This window comes from Sphingomonas kaistensis, from assembly GCF_036884275.1.
Lineage (GTDB): Bacteria > Pseudomonadota > Alphaproteobacteria > Sphingomonadales > Sphingomonadaceae > Sphingomicrobium > Sphingomicrobium kaistense_A.
Genome location: NZ_CP145607.1, coordinates 498,737 through 512,665, shown reverse-complemented (window position 1 = coordinate 512,665; position 13,929 = coordinate 498,737). Strand labels below are relative to the sequence as shown.

Below are 13,929 nucleotides of genomic sequence, written 5' to 3'. Positions count from 1 at the left end.
CATGGCTCAGCCCCTTCCCGTTCGGAAACAGGCCGTCGATCTTGCCGCGGGACCGCGCAAGGTCGGGTCGCGCATCCGCCGCGCGCCGCCGCCGCCGCCCGAAAAGAAGCTCAGCGCCGCCGATATCCGCGAGCGCGAGGCATGGGTGATGGGGATCGGCATTTCGGCTGTCGCGCTGGCGGTGATGGTCATCCTGCTCGCCGCCGCGCACTGGGCCGGTTGGACCCCCGCGGATTACGTCATCACGGTAAAGTGACCGCTCAGCCGCCGGGCATCGTCCCGGGGCGCAGATAGGCGAACAGATACGGCACGTAATCCTGCTTGCCGAGCGGCACGCCCGCGCTGCGCAGGAGGGCGTAGGCCATGCCGGTGTGAAAGCCGACCTGCGGCAGCGCCCAGTCGCGCACGAAGGTGAAGCCAGTCATGTCGAACACCATGCCCATCGGCAGCGCATGCGCGATCGGGCGGTCGGCGGCAGCGTCGAACGCGTCCTGGGCGACGGCGTCCAGAAAAGCGAGGGTGTCGGCGAGCAGCGCCTGCATCTCGGCCAGCGTGCCGGTATCCTCCTGCCGGGTCGCGGCGTGGGTACGGAGCGCGGTGGTCTCTGCCGGGGTGTCCTCGCCCCGAAGGCGGTGAACGGCCTCGCGGGCCTGAAAGGCGGCGATGCGGACCTGCGAGTGGAGCGGGAACATGTCCACCGCGAGGCGAACGGCGAGCAGCGCTTCGGGATCGTTGCCGTAGGCGGCGGCGTGGGCCTCGCCCTTGGTCAGCCAGCCCGACAGGGCGCCGAGCTGATTGACGAGGGTGGGGACGAGCAGCTGGGTCAGGGTCATGGCCGCGCTATGCGGCGACGAGGGCCGCGGCGGCAAGGGCGAAGGGCGTGGCCGCCCCGGCGCGTCAGGCGACGTCGTGCGAGGGCTCGACGTCCTGATCGGCCTGCGACCGTTCCAGCCGCTCGGTCAGCGACTGATAAAGATGCGCGAGCTTTTCATGCACCGCGGCGATTTCGGGCGTCGGCGCTTCGGCGGCACGAGCATGCTCGTCGGCGATGCGTTTGCGATAATAAGCGGTGTCCTGGGAAGACATATTCATCCCCTTGTTCGTAGCGGGGAGCTCGTCGTCTCTCATGCACCGGCGCGCTAGTGGATTTACCGATACTACCCTTTGTTTAGCCCAGGTTTATGACGGTTGCGAGTCAAAATCAGGGGGACGGATACTAGGCGCGAAGCGATGAACCATTTGCCGCGTCATCGATTCTGCCTTTGGAATCAACGACGGAGGCGGGGACCATGTCGAACGAACGCGAGCTCATCGATACCGGCGTGGACAAGCGCTACGTCCGCCGCGACGAGCAAGGACGGTTCAAGGAAAGCGTGGAGGTCAGCCGTTCGCTGGCGCAGGACGTGCGGCATCATGCCGAGACCAGGAAGCCGCGCAACCAGGGCGACAAGGGGGACTGAACCGCCCCGGGCCGTAATCGCTCGCTTATCGAAGCGTGTTCCGGCCCGCAGGCGTTCAGCCTTGGCGCGATCAGGCGCGCGAAAAGGCCGGGCGAAAACGCTCGCGGCGGGCGTCCTGCGCGATCAGCTTGCCCTTGAACTTGGTCGTCATCAGCGCCGCGCCCGCGCTGCTGCGGCAGACCAGGCGAGTGCCGCCGTCGGGCAGCGTTTCGAGCGCGGAAATGCCGACATCGGCCGCGTCGCACTTGGCGATCACGTCCTGCTCCGGGAGCTTGAGAAACAGCACCCGGCTCATGAATTCACCGCCGCGCGGCGCGCGCTGATGCGGTGGCCATAAGCTTCGAACAGGTCGAGATGCGCCTGCGCCGACGCGCCGCACGTCGCCGCGCGGGCGCGAGCGAGCGAAACGCCGCGGCGCCAGTAAAGGTAATTCATATCCATGTGAGGCAGCTCCATTGCCGGTAAGCAAGAGCGCGGGGGAGTCTCTTAGCCGCACGGGCTTACGAGGCCGATCCGTGCGATGCGTGGGGCATAGCACGGATGGGGTGCTTTCCCTAATGGCTGGCCGCCAAGCGCCTTACGCTTGCGGCGTGCGCAGAGGCTCCAGACGAGTGGTCAGACTTCGCACCATGGACGAAAGGCGCGTTTCGATGGCTTGTCCCTCTTTCTGATCAAGCATTCCGCGATCCAAGGGGGCGCCTGCTTTGCTTGGCTGAAAGCGATAGGCCCAGAGCCAAGTGCCTTTCCTGTCAATATAGACCGAGCCAGCGGCATGAACGATCCTGTTTCGCCATGCGAGGTCATCTTCCATTTTGTCGAGATCGGCTTTCAGGCCGTGCGCACGCTTGTCACTTTGCTCTGCGAGCAAGGCCTTAAGCACCCTGATCCGTTCACCAAAAACGGAAGGACGCTTCATGCCGGCAGGAAGCGGGTGGCAATCTATGGTTTGCGTTGCGGCTTCTTCCAGCCGAGCGAATGCCTCGATGCAATGTCCCCGCCAGCGGTTCAATTCGTCGATGGCGCGCTTATGCGCATCGGGAAGAGCGAGGCTTAGCTGCAGTTCGACTGACATATTCCGAGAATGGCAGCATTGGGTTGAGATCGAGTTAGGCTGAGTATGGCCTCGCGCAATTCGCCGTAGGAGATCTCGTTGGCGTAGCCTCTGAGGGTGGCTAGCGATAGACTGGCCTGCGCGGGCAGCGCCGTCTCGGCGAGGACGAAGAAGCGCTATTGATTGGCGTCGCGGTGATCGGCGGTGTGGTCCGTAACCGGGTGCCAGGCGAAGATGAAGATGTCGGCGTTACGACTGCGCTCGGCAGTCCAGCTTCCGTCATCCGCGTAACGGCCGGTCTTGTATGCCGTGCTGAAATGGCCTCGGCTGGGCCGGTCGCCGAGACTGTGCCAGCTCTGACGAGCGGCGGATTGCTTGACCTGGATGCGCTGACCGGAAGGGTGCTCAAGGTCGCACTCGCCCCAATCGCCGGTGAGTTGCCACTTGGGCTCAAGGGCGGTGGCCACGATTTCCTCGACAAGCTCGCCTCTGGCCGAATTGCGAACGATGGGTGAGCCGTAGAGCCGATGTGCAAGGCGCTCGATGATAGGTGGCAGCGGCGGCGTCATCGCAATAGAAGAGAAGCGTCACCCCGGATCAAGTCCGGGGGTGACGAGACGGCGCAACCGGCTGCGTGGCAGCCTGGTCTTCTGGCTTGCGCACCAGGAGCCCGGCTACTGGCAGATCCTAGCGCGCTGGATCGATAGCAACCTGCCTTACTCAAGCCTGTTCTCCTTCCCGACGTTATAGGCGGCGAACATCAACTGGCACGAACGGCCGGTGAGAAGAGTGGACAGCTATGCGGAGCCGAAAGGGCGGTGACGATTGTGTTACTCCGGAAGGAGCATCCGACGCATACACAATATCTCGATCGGCTTGGAGCCGTCGATATACAAGCGGTAGTGAACAACGGGAAAACGCGTCTCCACCTGCCCTAAGCCTCCTGCCTGGACTTTCTGAAGCTCTAAGCCTCTCCTGACGACTTCCTTCCAATCCTGCTCAACGATATCCCACAAGACAACAACATCGATCTCGCTAAACAATTTTCTTTCGTCAGAGAAGTCTTTGAAAAGACCCATAAGAGAGAATTTAAACTCAACTGAAAATGACTTCTTCTCTAGGCGTCCATAGAGATCGTACTTGCCGCGGTAGCCACTTATATAAGGCTCAAAGTTGTTAAGGTTGCCCTTGCCGAGTTGTTCATAGAACATTGCGGCGATGGTTGCTTCTTGCTGGTTAGGTCTTTTCACAAACTTCGAAACGCTCGAGCTAAGATCGGGAAGGCTTTTAATCTCCTCTATGATCTCTTCACGATCGTAAGGAGAAGGAGCATCGCCAATTGAGCCGCCGATGTACTTGGAAGCTAACGCTATGAACTCTCTGAACTGCGTGTATGCAATCTCACGCAGCATGCCTTGCTGCCGACCTTGTATTGCCTTTCGACCGATATCAAAGCTTAAAGATGGATCTTCAATGATAATGAAGAAGTTTGGGATGTAGCCGGCTGATCCTCTAGGCTTAAGCTCCAACGAGATACCAGTGGGCATGCCTTTTGTCGATGTAACTAGACCACCGTAGAAGCGGTATTCGCTATCGGTTTCCTCCTCCTTGCCGTCTTCACTTTGTCCCAATCCCACCCGAGCAGACAGCTGCTGCCAAATGGATCGATTCGGAACGAAACACGCCCAATAGTTCAGTGTTCGACCGGCTTGAATCACTTTACCGGATGTAACAACAACCTTGTCCTTTAGTTTGCGTCGTTTCTCAACGTCTTCCCTGTCCTTCTCAGAAAGCCACGTCTGAAAGTCAGGGATGCTTATCGAGTCATGTGGCGCCAACCCAGAAGTTGGTAGCATATACTCACATTCAATCTCTACAGATCGTAACTCGCCGGAGAGGTTCGTATGGGTAAGAGCGAGATCGCAGTTCGCCGATCCACCCCAGATATGGGCCGTGTTGCCGAGGGCAGTGCGTGTCCTGATTAGATATTCGAGTTCTGCGTGGCTCAAGGTGCACAAAGGGTGACTCTCGTCCGCCACCTTCATTCGGATCGTGATACCTTTTGCGCTTGGCTGAAGGTCTTCAACTTCGACAAGTAGTTCCTGATCATCTTCCAAATCGACCCACGAACGAGCGCCAGTCACCACGGCCTTGCTTGAGCCACCCTCGTGATGAGTTACGATTTCAAAGCGACTTGAGCTGAAGATGACAAAAGTCAGCCCGACGCCCTTCTGACCAATCTGGGCCGGATCTCGCATCTTGTCTGACCCGAACGGGCCAAGGAGCCGACCGAGCGCGGCAGGATCGATGCCGGTGCCGTTATCGCTTATCGAAATCTCCCGGTTCGGCGCATCAACTGTCAGCGAGACATGACCTTTGACCGGACGCTCCCGCGCGATCGCGTCGACCGCATTCTGCGCAAGCTCAGCAAGCAAGTCCCAATCATGACTATAGCTATCGAGAATTCCCCTGATTTGATGCCTAATCTGTTCAGGATCGGGCTGAAGGAAAGCAACTTTCTTCACGCTGGTTACTCCGCCGCCACCGTCGCGCTATCGAACAACCCGCCCTCAGCTTCCGCCGCCGGCGCATCATTCGCGACCTTAGCCTTCTGCCGGCGGTCGAAATTATCCCACACGCTGTTCCAGTCGCCCTTGGTCGCGGCCTTCGAATACTCCGTCGCGCGCTGCTCGAAGAAGTTGGCGTGCTCGACGCCGTTCAGCAGCGGGGCGAGCCAGGGGAGGGGGTGCTCGTCGACCATGTAGATCGGCTGGAACCCGAGTTGCCCGAGGCGCCAGTCGGCGATGTAGCGGACGTATTTCTTGATCGACTTGGCGGTCATGCCCTCGACCGGGCCTTGCTCGAACGCGAGGTCGATGAACGCGTCCTCGAGGCGGACGGTCTTCTGACACTGGTCGATGATCGAATCCTTGACGTCCGCGGTCAGGCAGTCGCGCTCTTTCACGAAGGCGTGGAACAGCTTGATGATGCCCTCGCAGTGGAGGCTTTCGTCGCGGACCGACCAGCTGACGATCTGGCCCATGCCCTTCATCTTGTTGAAGCGCGGGAAGTTCATCAGCATCGCGAAAGAGGCGAACAGCTGCAGCCCTTCGGTAAAGGCGCCGAACATGGCGAGCGTCTTGGCAATGTCGGCGTCGGTGTCTACCCCGAAGGTGTTGAGATAGTCGTGCTTGTCCTTCATCTCCTTGTACTGGAGGAAGGCGCTATATTCGCTTTCGGGCATGCCGATCGTGTCGAGCAGGTGCGAATACGCCGCGATGTGTACCGTTTCCATGTTGCTGAACGCGGTCAGCATCATCTTGATCTCGGTCGGCTTGAACACCGAGCCGTATTTGTCGTGGTAGCAGTCCTGCACCTCGACGTCGGCCTGTGTGAAGAAGCGGAAGATCTGGGTCAGCAGGTTACGCTCGTGCGGGGTGAGCTTCTGCGCCCAGTCGCGGCAGTCTTCGCCCAGCGGCACTTCTTCGGGCATCCAGTGGATCTGCTGCTGGCGCTTCCAGAATTCGAACGCCCAGGGATATTCGAAGGGCTTGTAGGCCTTGTTGGCTTGGAGAAGGGGCATCGATTTACCTCCCGGATGATGTGAAACGAAAGTGGGTGGGCAAGGGCCGGGTCACCAGAAGAACCTGCCGCCGCGCTTGGGCGAGCCGGCGCGTCCGCGGAACATCTGGATATACAGCCAAAGCCCTGAAAAAGCGAAGAAAATGAGCGCGGTGCCGGACAGCATGGCCAACGCGGTGCCGACTGGTCCGAACTCTTCGCCCGAGTGGAGATGGTGCAGGAACCCGACCCACGCGCGGGCGCCGTCGGGCGCGGGCTTGGGGCGGCAGGTCATGGTCTCGGGGCAGACGAACCCGGCCGGCGCGGCGGCGACCGGGGCGGGCTGCCCGTCGGCGACCAGCGCGGCGACATGGCTCATCAGTCCGGTAACCGCGATGAACAGGATGAGGGCGCCGAACAGTACGCTCAGCCAGCGATGCCACTTACGCATGGGCAGGCCCTTCGCGCGACCGGAACGGTTGTGCATCGAAACTTGAGGACGGGCGTTCAGCGGTCAGTTCATCCCCCAAGACAGGAGCATTCGCATGACCGACACCAGCCAGATTCGCGAGCATATGGAAGTCATCGGCGCCGACGGCGTTCATGTCGGCACGGTCGACAAGGTCGAAGGCGACCGGATCAAGCTGACCAAGAAGGACAGCGGCGCCGAGATCGAGGGTGCCGAGGGCGCGCATGCCGGGCATCACCATTTCATCTCGACCGGCCTCGTCGCCGAAGTCGAGGGCGACCAGGTCCGCCTGTCGGCGACCGCCGCCAACGCGCAGACCTTTATCGAGGAATAAGCGCGTCGCATCGCCGGCCCGCTGAGGGCGCGGCATCGATACGCATGCGGGGGCGGCTGAGCGGAGGAAGCTCATGCCGCCCCCGTTTCGTTGGCGAACTCGGGATAGGGCTCCGTCGTTGCATAGGCGATCGCGAAGCCGCCGAGCACCAGCCCGAAGGCGAGCAGCATCATGCCGGCGATGAGCTGGGCGGTGGACTTGCGGCTTTCGCCGACCCGGCCGCGTAGCGCGGCGATCAGGGTGAGGAGGCCGAGCAGCGCGCTGAGGCCGCCGAGGACCAGGAACAGGATGTTCACGGCAGCCTCCGCCCGCGACCGCGGAGGACCAGATAGACGGCGGCAGCAAGCGCGATGAGAATGACGATCTTGAGCATGGCTTAAGCTGTCCTCCCGGTTCAGCGCGTGGTCGGGATCACTTGGGTAGCGGCGCCCCCCTCCCCCGCCGACGGGGGAGGGCTATCGGATCACTGACAGGCCAAGCATTCGTCGTAGTCGGTGCTGGCGGCGAGTTCGTACTTGGGGGCTTCGGCGGTGTTGTCGGCTTCGACCCCGCCGGCGAACCCGGCGCGCTGCACCGACTTCGAGCGTAGGTAATAGAGCGACTTGATGCCGAGTTCCCAGGCGCGGAAGTGGAGCATCATCAGGTCCCACTTGTCGACGTCGGCCGGGATGAACAGGTTCAGCGAGGTGGCCTGGTCGATGTACGGCGTGCGATCGGCAGCAAGCTCGATCAGCCAGCGCTGGTCGATCTCGAAGCTGGTCTTGTAGGTCGCCTTTTCGTCATCGGTCAGGAAGTCGAGGTGAGCGACGCTGCCGCCCTGCTCGAGGATCGAATTCCACACCGCGTCCGAATTCTTCGACTTCTCGATCAGCAGCTTTTCCAGATACGGATTGCGGATCGAGAAGGAGCCCGACAGCGTCTTGTGGGTGTAGACGTTGGCCGGGATCGGCTCGATGCAGGCCGAGGTGCCGCCGCAGATGATCGAGATCGACGCGGTCGGCGCGATCGCCATCTTGCAGCTGAAGCGCTCCATCACGCCCATGTCGGCCGCGTCGGGGCACGGCCCGCGCTCGGTCGCGAGGTGGAGCGAGGCTTCGTCGACCTGCGCCTTGATGTGCTTGAAGATCTTGAGGTTCCAGCTCTTGGCCATCGCCCCCTCGAACGGCAGGCCGCGGGCCTGGAGGAAGGAGTGGAAACCCATCACGCCGAGGCCGACCGAGCGTTCGCGCTCGGCGCTATACTTGGCCCGCGCCATCTCGTCCGGCGCGCGGTCGATATAGTCGGTCAGGACGTTGTCGAGGAAACGCATGACGTCCTCGATGAACTGCTTATCGCCGTTCCACTGGTCCCACGTCTCGAGGTTGAGCGACGACAGGCAGCAGACCGCGGTGCGGTCGGCGCCAAGGTGGTCCTTGCCAGTCGGAAGGGTGATTTCCGAGCACAGGTTCGAGGTCGACACCTTGAGCCCGAGGTCGCGGTGATGCTTGGGCATCGACCGGTTCACCTGGTCGATGAAGATGATGTAGGGCTCGCCCGTCGCGAGGCGGGTTTCGACCAGCTTCTGGAACAGCGAGCGGGCGTCGACCTTGCCGCGTTCGGACTGGTCCTTGGGGCTGCGCAGCGTGAACTCGCTGCCTTCACGGACGCATTCCATGAACTCGTCGGTGATCAGCACGCCGTGGTGGAGGTTCAGCGCCTTGCGATTGAAGTCGCCCGACGGCTTGCGGATTTCGAGGAACTCTTCGATCTCGGGGTGCGAGACGTCGAGATAGCAGGCGGCCGAACCGCGGCGCAGCGAGCCCTGGCTGATGGCAAGGGTCAGCGAATCCATGACGCGGACGAACGGAATGATGCCGCTGGTCTTGCCGTTGAGGCCGACCGGCTCACCGATGCCGCGAACGTTGCCCCAATAGGTGCCGATGCCGCCGCCCTTGGAAGCGAGCCAGACATTCTCGTTCCAGGTGTCGACGATGCCGTTGAGGCTGTCGGACACGCTGTTCAGGTAGCAGCTGATCGGCAGGCCACGGCCGGTGCCGCCGTTGGACAGCACGGGGGTCGCCGGCATGAACCACAGGCGCGAGATATAGTCGTAGACGCGCTGGGCGTGGGCCTCGTCGTCGGCATAGGCCGAGGCGACGCGGGCGAACAGGTCCTGGTAGCCTTCCCCGGGGAGGAGATAGCGGTCGTTCAGCGTTTCCTTGCCGAAGTCGGTGAGGAGCGCATCACGCGACGTGTCGGTAGTCACCGAGAAGCGGCGCGCGTCGACCGTCTTGCTGTCCTTCTTGGCCGCCACCGCCGGGGTGAGGGTGTCGGTGCTGCCGACCTCGCTGCCGCTCGAGAAGTCCATGCTTATTCCTCCTGGCGATCCGAATCGATCGCGCTGTGTTCCCGTTTCGTTCACGAACGACGGATACGCCGATCGCCCGCGATTCGCTAGGGCCTGGAGTGGGTCCGAACGGTTGTCCCCGCTTTCCACAGGGACGCCTTCTCCCCTCACCGGGAATGTAGTTATCCCCAGCGTCAACCACAAGTTTGTGCGTCGAAACCCCAAGTCCGCTACAACATCTTGTGTCTTGAGCCGGGGCGAGGCGCAAGCGGGAAAATGCAGGACGATTGCTATTTGCGGTGGATAACGTGGCGGCCAGACCACATAATCGCCGTCGGTCCGAGGCACTGTGCTTCGGCGAACGGGGGCGTGAGGCTGGGTATGGGTCGACGTGGCGGGTTGATGGCAATCACGGTTGCAGCCGCGCTGCTTGCCGGTTGTACGGGGACGATCAGGAAGCGGATCTACCAGCCGGTGCCGATTGCCGCGACCCCGGTCCGGTTCAAGGGTGAAATGCCGCAGCCGGTGGCGGCGGTCACTGCCGATGGGCTTCGCCTCGGCGGCTATTATTGGCCCGCCCGGCCGGGACGGCCGCTCGTGGTCTATTTCCATGGCAACGGGTTCAACCAGCTCGTCGGGGCCGCGCGGGCCGAGCCGTTGCGGGCCGGCGGGCACGGCGTGCTGGTCGCTTCCTACCGCGGCTATGGCGGGAATGGCGGCAAGCCGTCCGAGCAAGGGCTGCTGCGCGATGGCGAGGCGTGGATGGCGGAAGCGCGCAGGCTGTCGGGCGGGCAACCGCTGTTCGTGTTCGGGCACAGCCTTGGCGGAGCGGTCGCGCTCGAGATGGCGGGGCGGCACCAGGTTGGCGGAGTGGCGACGCTCGGCACCTTCGCGCGGCTGGCCGACATGGCCCCTCCGGTGGCCCGCGGACTGCTTCCCGACCGGTTCGACAATGTGGCCGCGCTCGGCCGGGTGCGTGCGCCAGTCCTGCTGCTTCACGGCGACCGCGACGAGATTGTCCCGTTCGCGGCGGGCGAGCGGCTGGCGGCAGCGGGCGGGGGACGGGCCCAACTGGTGCGGCTGCCGGGCGCGGGTCACCAAGTCGATCTTGCCGCCGTGGCGGACCGGCTGTGGGCGAGGTGGGATCCGGCGTCCGCGCCGAAGTAGCTGCCACGTTGCGGCGGCGACCCCGGCCATGGTCCCTGCCGCGCAACCTTGAAAAAGGCGGATCGCCGCCGTATCTGGCCTTCGCGGACCGGGCCCCTCTGGCGCCCCCTGCCTGCCCCCGTGGCAGGTCAGGAGCGTGATGTCGGACCGCATCGGACACCTCCGATGTGACTGGCCCGGCGCGAATCTCTCCATCGTCCCCATGGCCCGTCCCGCGGCGGATGCTCCGATCGACCGTCATCTGTCGATCACGAGGAGGATCGCATCATGGCCGACCCGTCGAGGAAGCGTGCGCGGCCGCCTGCATCCGCCGCCGCTCGCCCGCTGTCATCAAAGTGCAAAATCATGGTAACAAAGGCGCGGTCAGACGCGCCGGCGGGGCGCGCTTTCCGGGGATGCAGCAACCATGACCTATCGTTTGCTTGGCGCGGCGCTTGCCGTCAGCCTGTCGAGCCCGGCGCTGGCCGAGGACAATTATCTCGAAGGCTGGTTCGAGGGCACGATCTCCAAGGAGCTCGAGGGCGGCACCTTTGTCCAGTTCCAGACCCAGCAACGGGCGCGGGGCAGCAGCAATCCGACCGGCGACAACCAGACCTATCGCCTGTGGCTCGGCCAGGAGTTCGGCTCCGTGAAAGCGAGCGTAGGCCTGCATCGCAGCAAGGAAGGCAGCACGAAGGAAACCCGGCTGATCCAGCAGGCGAGCTACGATGTCGGCTCGTTCGGGCTCAAGGGCCGCACGCGGATCGAGCAGCGCTTCATCGACGATGCCGACAAGACCGGGTGGCGGGTTCGCCAGCGGCTTGGCTATGCGATCCCGCTGACGGACGAGAAGGGCGGGTGGAAGCTTGCCGGCAGCGCCGAAGGCTTCCTGACGCTGCGCGCGACCAGCCGCGGCGGGGACACCGGGATCACCGGCCTGCGCACCTTTGTCGGGTTCGAGCGGAGCCTCGGCAAGGTCGACCTGGGGGTCGGCTACACCCGCCAGCAGAGCATCCGCAAGAATGCGCCCGACCGGGTCGGCCACGCCCCCACCTTGAACCTCACCCTCAACCTTTGAGCCGCCCGGCGCGGCTCCCCTCGCTTAGGAGCCGCTCCTGATGGAATTCCTGTTCACCGTCTGGCTTGGAACCCCCGTGTGGTTCTGGCTGGCGTTCGTCGGCATCGTCGCCGGCCTGACCGCCTTCGACCTTGGCTTCCTGCACAAGGAAGACAAGGAAATGGGCATCGGCGAGAGCCTGAAGCTTTCCGCCTTCTATATCTCGATCGCGCTGCTGTTCGGCGTCTGGGTCTATTTCCAGAAGACCGCGGCACTGGGCGAGGCGGCGGGTACCGAGCTGACGATTGCTTATTACACCGCCTTCTTCATCGAGAAGGCGCTGTCGATCGACAACGTCTTCGTGATCAGCCTGATCTTCACCTATTTCGCGATTCCGGCGAAATATCAGTATCGCGCTTTGCTGTGGGGCATCATCGGCGTGATCGTGCTGCGCGGCATCATGATCGGGCTCGGCGCGGCGGTGGTGCAGTCCTATTATTGGGTGCTCTACATTTTCGCGGCGTTCCTGGTGTTCACCGGCATCAAGATGCTGTTCGCCGGCGACAAGCCGATGGATATCGAGGGAAATCCGGTGATCCGCTGGATCGGCCGCCACATGCGGGTGACCAAGGAGCTGCACGACGAAAAGTTCTTCGTCGAGTTGCCGGACGAGAAGACCGGCAAGATGGTCCGCGCGGCGACGCCTTTGTTCCTGGCGCTGGTGGTCATCAACCTCGCCGACCTGGTGTTCGCAGTCGACAGCGTGCCGGCGGTGTTCGCGATCACAACCGATACCTTCATCGTCTACACCTCGAACATCATGGCGATCCTGGGCCTTCGCGCGCTCTATTTCGCGCTGGCGGCGATGGTGCACCGCTTCCATTATCTGAAGTACGCCCTCGCGCTGGTGCTGGTGTTCATCGGCTCGAAGATCTTCATCGCCGACTTCGTGCTCGGCGGGGACAAGTTCCCGCCGCTGCTGAGCCTCGGCGTGACCGCCGCGCTGATTGCGGGCGGGGTCTTCTACTCGCTCTACAAGACCAAGGGCGAGCCCGAGCCGGCGTGGCCGGCCGACGAAGGGCCGCAGGCCGCTAAGCGGCACATCGACGAGTTGACCGACGGCAAGGCCGTCTGAAACTTCTCAACCACGGAGCAAGAAAAGCATGACTAAGTTCCTTGAAACTGATCGCCGCACCCTGCTCGGGATGGGGATGGCGGCCAGCGCGGCGGGAGCGGCTGCCCTCACCGGCGGCAGTGGCGTCGCTGCCGCCGCGCCAACCGCGCCGGGTGCGCCTGCCAAGACCAGCCTGTCGCCCGCGCAGGCGCTGGCCCGACTGCTCGAAGGCAACCGCCGCTTCGTCACCGACCAGGACAACAAGAGCGATATCTCCACTCGCCGCCGCCTGGCGCTGGCAGCGGGGCAGGGGCCGTTCGCGGCGCTGGTCGGGTGCGCGGACAGCCGGGTCGGGCCCGAGCACCTGTTCGGGGTGGGCCTTGGCGAATTGTTCATCGTCCGCACCGCCGGTAATTACGTCGACGATGCGGGCTATGGCTCGCTGGCCTATTCGGTCGCCGCCCTGGGTGTGCCGCTGATCGTGGTTCTCGGCCATGAACGGTGCGGCGCGGTGGATGCGGCGACCAAGCTGGTCACCGACAATGCCCAGCTACCCCCGTCGCTGAGCCGCATGGTGCAGCCGATCCTTCCGGCCGTGGTGGACGCAAGGGCTACGCTTCGAGCAGGTGGCGACCTGGTCGATCATGCCATTCACCAGAACGTCCGCCACGTGGTGCGCAGACTGCGGCAATCGACCGACCCCTTGCTGGCCGACCCGATGCGCGGCGATAAGCTGATGGTGGTGGGGGCTTATTACGATCTCGACACGGGCCAAGTGGATTTCTTCGATCGGGTCTGACGATAGCGAGGCGGCGGGATCGATCCGCCGCCCCGTTTTGTCAGTTCACGCCTTGGGCGCGGCGCCCGCGGCCGGGGCGGCGGTGCACTGGTCGGAGACCTTCCGGGCGACGATGTCCTCGACCAGCTTGTAGTCACCCGGACCCGAGAAGCTGCTATTGGCGGTCAGCGTGCCGGTGAAGCCTTCGCCGTCATATTTGCCGTCCAAAATGGCATTGACGTTGCCCTGGCCCGAGCGATTGCAGTCCAGCGTTACGTTCATCCGGCCAGAGCGGACATAAGGATCGGTCAGCGTGCACTGATCGCCCTTGGCGGCGAGCAGTTCGGGGGCGGGGAGGCCGTCGGCCCCGACGCACCCTTGCGTGGTAATGACATCGCCGACCTTGGCGAAGGTCGGCAGCGGGGTCTTATCGGTAGAGTCCAGGGATTTCACCGTCGCCTTCACTTCGTAGGTGCCGGCCGGAAGAGTGGCGGGCGCGGCCTTGGGCGCTTCCTTGGCAGCTTCCTGGCTGCACGCGCCAAGCAAAAAGACGCCGAACAGGACGAATGAACGCATGTGATGATCTCCCCCGCAGGTATGAACCGCCAGCTTAGCTGCGCCGGAGTGGGACGC

19 protein-coding genes are annotated in these 13,929 nt (G+C 63.3%); 7 read left to right on the top strand and 12 right to left on the bottom strand.

All coding sequences use genetic code 11. The features are described 5' to 3' along the window. Position 1 precedes the first annotated feature (1 nt). The gene (locus V6R86_RS02355) at positions 2 to 256 is read left to right on the top strand and encodes a hypothetical protein (RefSeq protein ID WP_338501729.1); all 255 of its coding nucleotides are present in this window, start codon (positions 2 to 4) and stop codon (positions 254 to 256) included. 4 nt (positions 257 to 260) lie between these two features. Here the strand turns inward: V6R86_RS02355 and V6R86_RS02350 are convergent, their stop codons facing one another. Together V6R86_RS02350 and V6R86_RS02345 are read right to left on the bottom strand one after the other, a co-directional pair. Then, positions 261 to 833 (bottom strand): DUF1993 domain-containing protein, encoded by a 573-nt coding sequence (locus V6R86_RS02350; protein ID WP_338501728.1) that lies wholly within the window; start codon positions 831 to 833, stop codon positions 261 to 263. 64 nt (positions 834 to 897) lie between these two features. After that, positions 898 to 1,092: a hypothetical protein gene (locus V6R86_RS02345; protein ID WP_338501726.1), complete on the bottom strand. Its 195-nt coding sequence runs from the start codon at positions 1,090 to 1,092 to the stop codon at positions 898 to 900. A gap of 197 nt (positions 1,093 to 1,289) precedes the next feature. Here V6R86_RS02345 and V6R86_RS02340 point away from each other — a divergent pair, with 197 nt between their 5' ends. After that, complete coding sequence (locus V6R86_RS02340; RefSeq protein WP_338501724.1) at positions 1,290 to 1,460, top strand: hypothetical protein; 171 nt, start codon at positions 1,290 to 1,292, stop codon at positions 1,458 to 1,460. Positions 1,461 to 1,530: 70 nt separating this feature from the next. On the opposite strand, the gene V6R86_RS02335 is transcribed toward V6R86_RS02340, so the two are convergent. From V6R86_RS02335 to V6R86_RS02305, 7 genes are all read right to left on the bottom strand, one after another. Further along, positions 1,531 to 1,755, bottom strand: a complete 225-nt coding sequence (locus tag V6R86_RS02335) for a hypothetical protein (RefSeq protein ID WP_338501722.1) — start codon at positions 1,753 to 1,755, stop codon at positions 1,531 to 1,533. After that, complete coding sequence (locus tag V6R86_RS02330) at positions 1,752 to 1,901, bottom strand: hypothetical protein (RefSeq protein ID WP_338501720.1); 150 nt, start codon at positions 1,899 to 1,901, stop codon at positions 1,752 to 1,754. The genes V6R86_RS02335 and V6R86_RS02330 overlap by 4 nt, the downstream gene beginning before the upstream one ends. A gap of 136 nt (positions 1,902 to 2,037) precedes the next feature. Beyond that, positions 2,038 to 2,532, bottom strand: coding sequence for a hypothetical protein (locus tag V6R86_RS02325; protein ID WP_338501718.1), 495 nt, complete (start codon positions 2,530 to 2,532; stop codon positions 2,038 to 2,040). A 155-nt stretch (positions 2,533 to 2,687) separates the two neighbouring features. Next, a complete protein-coding gene (locus V6R86_RS02320) occupies positions 2,688 to 3,080 on the bottom strand; it encodes a hypothetical protein (protein ID WP_338501717.1) in 393 nt (130 codons plus the stop codon). 261 nt (positions 3,081 to 3,341) lie between these two features. Beyond that, positions 3,342 to 5,036, bottom strand: a complete 1,695-nt coding sequence (locus V6R86_RS02315) for an ATP-binding protein (RefSeq protein WP_338501715.1) — start codon at positions 5,034 to 5,036, stop codon at positions 3,342 to 3,344. Positions 5,037 to 5,041: 5 nt separating this feature from the next. Further along, positions 5,042 to 6,094 (bottom strand): ribonucleotide-diphosphate reductase subunit beta, encoded by a 1,053-nt coding sequence (locus tag V6R86_RS02310; RefSeq protein WP_338501713.1) that lies wholly within the window; start codon positions 6,092 to 6,094, stop codon positions 5,042 to 5,044. 51 nt (positions 6,095 to 6,145) lie between these two features. Then, positions 6,146 to 6,523 (bottom strand): PepSY domain-containing protein, encoded by a 378-nt coding sequence (locus V6R86_RS02305; RefSeq protein ID WP_338501711.1) that lies wholly within the window; start codon positions 6,521 to 6,523, stop codon positions 6,146 to 6,148. Between the two features lie 94 nt (positions 6,524 to 6,617). On the opposite strand from V6R86_RS02305, the gene V6R86_RS02300 reads away from it, so the two are divergent. Next, positions 6,618 to 6,875 (top strand): DUF2171 domain-containing protein, encoded by a 258-nt coding sequence (locus V6R86_RS02300; RefSeq protein ID WP_338501710.1) that lies wholly within the window; start codon positions 6,618 to 6,620, stop codon positions 6,873 to 6,875. Between the two features lie 71 nt (positions 6,876 to 6,946). Here V6R86_RS02300 and V6R86_RS02295 read toward each other — a convergent pair whose 3' ends face one another. Continuing rightward, positions 6,947 to 7,171 (bottom strand): hypothetical protein, encoded by a 225-nt coding sequence (locus tag V6R86_RS02295; RefSeq protein WP_338501708.1) that lies wholly within the window; start codon positions 7,169 to 7,171, stop codon positions 6,947 to 6,949. A gap of 167 nt (positions 7,172 to 7,338) precedes the next feature. After that, the gene (locus V6R86_RS02290; RefSeq protein ID WP_338501707.1) at positions 7,339 to 9,222 is read right to left on the bottom strand and encodes a ribonucleoside-diphosphate reductase subunit alpha; all 1,884 of its coding nucleotides are present in this window, start codon (positions 9,220 to 9,222) and stop codon (positions 7,339 to 7,341) included. Between the two features lie 381 nt (positions 9,223 to 9,603). On the opposite strand from V6R86_RS02290, the gene V6R86_RS02285 reads away from it, so the two are divergent. The 4 genes from V6R86_RS02285 to V6R86_RS02270 all read left to right on the top strand — a co-directional run bounded on the left by V6R86_RS02285 (position 9,604) and on the right by V6R86_RS02270 (position 13,317). Then, a complete protein-coding gene (locus V6R86_RS02285) occupies positions 9,604 to 10,368 on the top strand; it encodes an alpha/beta hydrolase (protein WP_338501705.1) in 765 nt (254 codons plus the stop codon). A gap of 406 nt (positions 10,369 to 10,774) precedes the next feature. Beyond that, positions 10,775 to 11,425 carry a DUF2490 domain-containing protein gene (locus tag V6R86_RS02280; RefSeq protein ID WP_338501703.1) on the top strand — a complete coding sequence of 217 codons (651 nt, stop codon included), beginning with the start codon at positions 10,775 to 10,777 and terminating at the stop codon, positions 11,423 to 11,425. Positions 11,426 to 11,465: 40 nt separating this feature from the next. Next, complete coding sequence (locus V6R86_RS02275; RefSeq protein ID WP_338501701.1) at positions 11,466 to 12,539, top strand: TerC family protein; 1,074 nt, start codon at positions 11,466 to 11,468, stop codon at positions 12,537 to 12,539. 28 nt (positions 12,540 to 12,567) lie between these two features. Beyond that, positions 12,568 to 13,317: a carbonic anhydrase gene (locus V6R86_RS02270; RefSeq protein WP_338501699.1), complete on the top strand. Its 750-nt coding sequence runs from the start codon at positions 12,568 to 12,570 to the stop codon at positions 13,315 to 13,317. 45 nt (positions 13,318 to 13,362) lie between these two features. Here V6R86_RS02270 and V6R86_RS02265 read toward each other — a convergent pair whose 3' ends face one another. After that, positions 13,363 to 13,872 (bottom strand): DUF3617 domain-containing protein, encoded by a 510-nt coding sequence (locus tag V6R86_RS02265; RefSeq protein ID WP_338501697.1) that lies wholly within the window; start codon positions 13,870 to 13,872, stop codon positions 13,363 to 13,365. Positions 13,873 to 13,929: the final 57 nt, after the last annotated feature.

What these genes read in the sequence shown, in the direction of transcription:
- V6R86_RS02305 (WP_338501711.1), bottom strand. Translation starts at nt 6,523, where the DNA reads ATGCGTAAGTGGCATCGCTGGCTGAGCGTACTGTTCGGCGCCCTCATC.
- V6R86_RS02340 (WP_338501724.1), top strand. Translation starts at nt 1,290, where the DNA reads ATGTCGAACGAACGCGAGCTCATCGATACCGGCGTGGACAAGCGCTAC.
- V6R86_RS02265 (WP_338501697.1), bottom strand. Translation starts at nt 13,872, where the DNA reads ATGCGTTCATTCGTCCTGTTCGGCGTCTTTTTGCTTGGCGCGTGCAGC.
- V6R86_RS02280 (WP_338501703.1), top strand. Translation starts at nt 10,775, where the DNA reads ATGACCTATCGTTTGCTTGGCGCGGCGCTTGCCGTCAGCCTGTCGAGC.
- V6R86_RS02345 (WP_338501726.1), bottom strand. Translation starts at nt 1,092, where the DNA reads ATGAATATGTCTTCCCAGGACACCGCTTATTATCGCAAACGCATCGCC.
- V6R86_RS02325 (WP_338501718.1), bottom strand. Translation starts at nt 2,532, where the DNA reads ATGTCAGTCGAACTGCAGCTAAGCCTCGCTCTTCCCGATGCGCATAAG.
- V6R86_RS02290 (WP_338501707.1), bottom strand. Translation starts at nt 9,222, where the DNA reads ATGGACTTCTCGAGCGGCAGCGAGGTCGGCAGCACCGACACCCTCACC.
- V6R86_RS02355 (WP_338501729.1), top strand. Translation starts at nt 2, where the DNA reads ATGGCTCAGCCCCTTCCCGTTCGGAAACAGGCCGTCGATCTTGCCGCG.
- V6R86_RS02300 (WP_338501710.1), top strand. Translation starts at nt 6,618, where the DNA reads ATGACCGACACCAGCCAGATTCGCGAGCATATGGAAGTCATCGGCGCC.
- V6R86_RS02350 (WP_338501728.1), bottom strand. Translation starts at nt 833, where the DNA reads ATGACCCTGACCCAGCTGCTCGTCCCCACCCTCGTCAATCAGCTCGGC.
- V6R86_RS02270 (WP_338501699.1), top strand. Translation starts at nt 12,568, where the DNA reads ATGACTAAGTTCCTTGAAACTGATCGCCGCACCCTGCTCGGGATGGGG.
- V6R86_RS02335 (WP_338501722.1), bottom strand. Translation starts at nt 1,755, where the DNA reads ATGAGCCGGGTGCTGTTTCTCAAGCTCCCGGAGCAGGACGTGATCGCC.
- V6R86_RS02275 (WP_338501701.1), top strand. Translation starts at nt 11,466, where the DNA reads ATGGAATTCCTGTTCACCGTCTGGCTTGGAACCCCCGTGTGGTTCTGG.
- V6R86_RS02330 (WP_338501720.1), bottom strand. Translation starts at nt 1,901, where the DNA reads ATGGATATGAATTACCTTTACTGGCGCCGCGGCGTTTCGCTCGCTCGC.
- V6R86_RS02320 (WP_338501717.1), bottom strand. Translation starts at nt 3,080, where the DNA reads ATGACGCCGCCGCTGCCACCTATCATCGAGCGCCTTGCACATCGGCTC.
- V6R86_RS02310 (WP_338501713.1), bottom strand. Translation starts at nt 6,094, where the DNA reads ATGCCCCTTCTCCAAGCCAACAAGGCCTACAAGCCCTTCGAATATCCC.
- V6R86_RS02285 (WP_338501705.1), top strand. Translation starts at nt 9,604, where the DNA reads ATGGCAATCACGGTTGCAGCCGCGCTGCTTGCCGGTTGTACGGGGACG.